Consider the following 2,481-nt stretch of genomic DNA (forward strand, 5'->3'; position numbering starts at 1 on the left):
TGTCAATCGGCGCGGAAAGTTAACCCCCTATCGGCGTCCAATATTGACCCCCATGTTGACGATCAGCACCTGGGTCGCCCGGCGCTGGCCGGGGTTGCAGAGGGCGAACCAGGTGCGGGTGATGGGGCTCTTCGGCTTTAGCTTTGAGAGCGGTTTTTGAATCGCCAGGACTCGTTGCCGGTTTCGACGATCTCGCAATGATGAGTGAGCCTGTCGAGCAGCGCGGTGGTCATCTTGGCGTCGCCGAAGACGGTGGGCCATTCGCCGAATGCGAGGTTGGTGGTGACGATGATCGAGGTCCGCTCGTAAAGCCTGCTGATCAGATGGAATAGAAGCTGGCCGCCGGCCTGGGCGAAGGGCAGGTATCCGAGTTCGTCGAGGATAATGAAGTCGAGGCGGTTGAGGTAGTCGGCCGTCCGGCCCTGCTTGCCGCTGCGCGTCTCCGTCTCCAGCCGATTGACCAAGTCGACGACATTGTAGAAGCGCCCGCGTGTGCCGTTGCGGATGAGAGCGCGTGCGATCGCGATGGCCAGGTGGCTCTTGCCGGTGCCCGTGCCGCCGACGAGAACGACATTGCGCTGATCGGTAACGAAGGCTCCGGTAGCCAGGTCGCGGACAAGGCCTTCGTTGACGGGTGTGTTGGCGAAGTCGAAGTCGTCGATGTCTTTTGCGAGCGGCAGCTTGGCGATGCTGAGCTGGTAGCGGATGGAGCGGGCCTGCTTCTCGGCGATCTCGGACTGCAGAAGATCGCCAACGATACGCGGCGGTTCATGCTGGCGCTTGATGCCGTTGCCCATGACCTCGTCATAGGCGCTGCGCATGCCGTAGAGCTTCAAGGCGCTCATCAATTCCAGAACCTGTGTGCGTTCCATCAGCTTGCCCTCCTGAGGCTGTCATAGCGTGCGCAATCGGCGACCGGCTCATGGGTCAGGCGCAGTGCATCGGGGATTTGTAGAGGCGCAGACGGAGCAGGGTCGCGACGTCGCGCCAGAATGTTGAGGATGACGGCAGCCGAGCAGACACCCTGATCAAGCGCCTCCTGGCAGGCGGCCTCAACGGCCGTGATCCCGTCGCCCGGCACGCAGCCGAGAATGGTGACCATTTGCCGATCGCCGTCTTCGACTGTCTTCAATCGCTTGCGGACCTTCTCCATTGCCGCCGGCATTACCCAGTCGCGGAACGGCGCGCCATTGCGAAGAGCGCCGGGTTTGCGCGCCAGGACAGGCACATAATGCCAGGGATCATAGACCGTCTCGCCGCGTCCGAAGCTGCGCCGATGTTCGGCGATGACCGTCCCATCCTGCTTGACGACAATCCGCTCGGCATAGGCGTGGACTTCGACCGGGCGGCCGACTGCCGTTGAGAGGACCGAGTATTTGTTATTGTCGAAACGGACCGTGCAGGTCTTGGACACCGAGGCCGGAACGCAGTGAAAGCCGTCGAACGGACCGACATAGGGAACGAGACTGCCGCGCTCGGCCTCGAACATCTGCCAGATCGTCTGGTCGGCCTGTTCCGGATGGTTGTGCGCCTTGGCATAGGCGACGCATTTGTCGAGCAGCCAGACGTTCAATTCCTCAAGGCTTTTGACTCTTAGGCGCGGCGTGAAGAAGCGCTCGCGCACGAGACCCACCTGGTTCTCGACCTGGCCCTTCTCCCAGCCGGAGGCAGGCGTGCAGGCGGCAGGCTGAACGAGGTAATGGCTGCACATCTGCAGGAAGCGGCGATTGTATAGCCGCTCTTTGCCGACGAACACCGCCTCAACCGCCGTCTTCATGTTGTCGTAAATACCGCGCGTGCAGGTGCCACGGAAGAAAGCAAACGCCTTGTCGTGGGCGTCGAACACCATCTCCTGGCTCTCGCGCATATAGGCGCGGGCAAACATCATGCGGCTATGACAGAGCCGGACATGGGCAACCTTCACGGTCGTCGTCGTGCCGTTGATCAGCACGATCTCGTGGCTCCAGTCGAACTGATAGGCTTCACCGGGTGCATAATAGAGCGGCAATAGGCCTGCGCCGTTGCTGATCCCCGGTTCTTCGCCCAACCCTTGGCGTAGCGGCGGATCGCATCATAGCTGCCGTCATATCCGAGTGCGCGAAGCTCCTCGTAAATCCGGATCAGCGTCAGCCGTTCCCGCGATGGCCTGCCTTCATTCGTGGTGAGAAACCGCTCGATCTCCGCCTTCCAGACCCCTGTCTTCGGCAAAGGTTGTCGCTCACGCTCGTAGGAGAAGTCGGTCTCGTCGGTGCGCAATATCTTGCGGACCGTATTGCGGGAAACATGCAGTTCACGGGCGATCTTCTTCATCGACCAGCCTTGAACATGGAAGGCCCGCCGGACGCGCGCAATCGTATCCACTCGCTTCAACTCCCTCTCCATCCGCCGTCAAAAAAACGGATGGTCAGATAAATCCGAAGGGGGTCAAAATTGGACGCCGATCACCCCGCTAATGGGGTCAATTTTGCACGCCGAAACACA

1 protein-coding gene and 1 pseudogene are annotated in these 2,481 nt (G+C 60.9%); both read right to left on the reverse strand.

Annotated features, from left to right (window positions below; translation table 11 throughout):
• Positions 1–137: 137 nt before the first annotated feature.
• Positions 138–872, reverse strand: coding sequence for an IS21-like element helper ATPase IstB (gene istB / locus BJF91_RS00035; RefSeq protein ID WP_075612457.1), 735 nt, complete (start codon positions 870–872; stop codon positions 138–140).
• A pseudogene (gene istA, locus BJF91_RS00040) lies at positions 805–2,370 on the reverse strand (IS21 family transposase). Before istA ends, istB begins: the two are co-directional and overlap by 68 nt.
• Between the last annotated feature and the right edge of the window lie 111 nt (positions 2,371–2,481).

The sequence above is a fragment of the Gillisella taibaishanensis genome, from assembly GCF_001938985.1.
Lineage (GTDB): Bacteria > Pseudomonadota > Alphaproteobacteria > Rhizobiales > Rhizobiaceae > Allorhizobium > Allorhizobium taibaishanense.

What these genes read in the sequence shown, in the direction of transcription:
- istB (WP_075612457.1), bottom strand. Translation starts at nt 872, where the DNA reads ATGGAACGCACACAGGTTCTGGAATTGATGAGCGCCTTGAAGCTCTAC.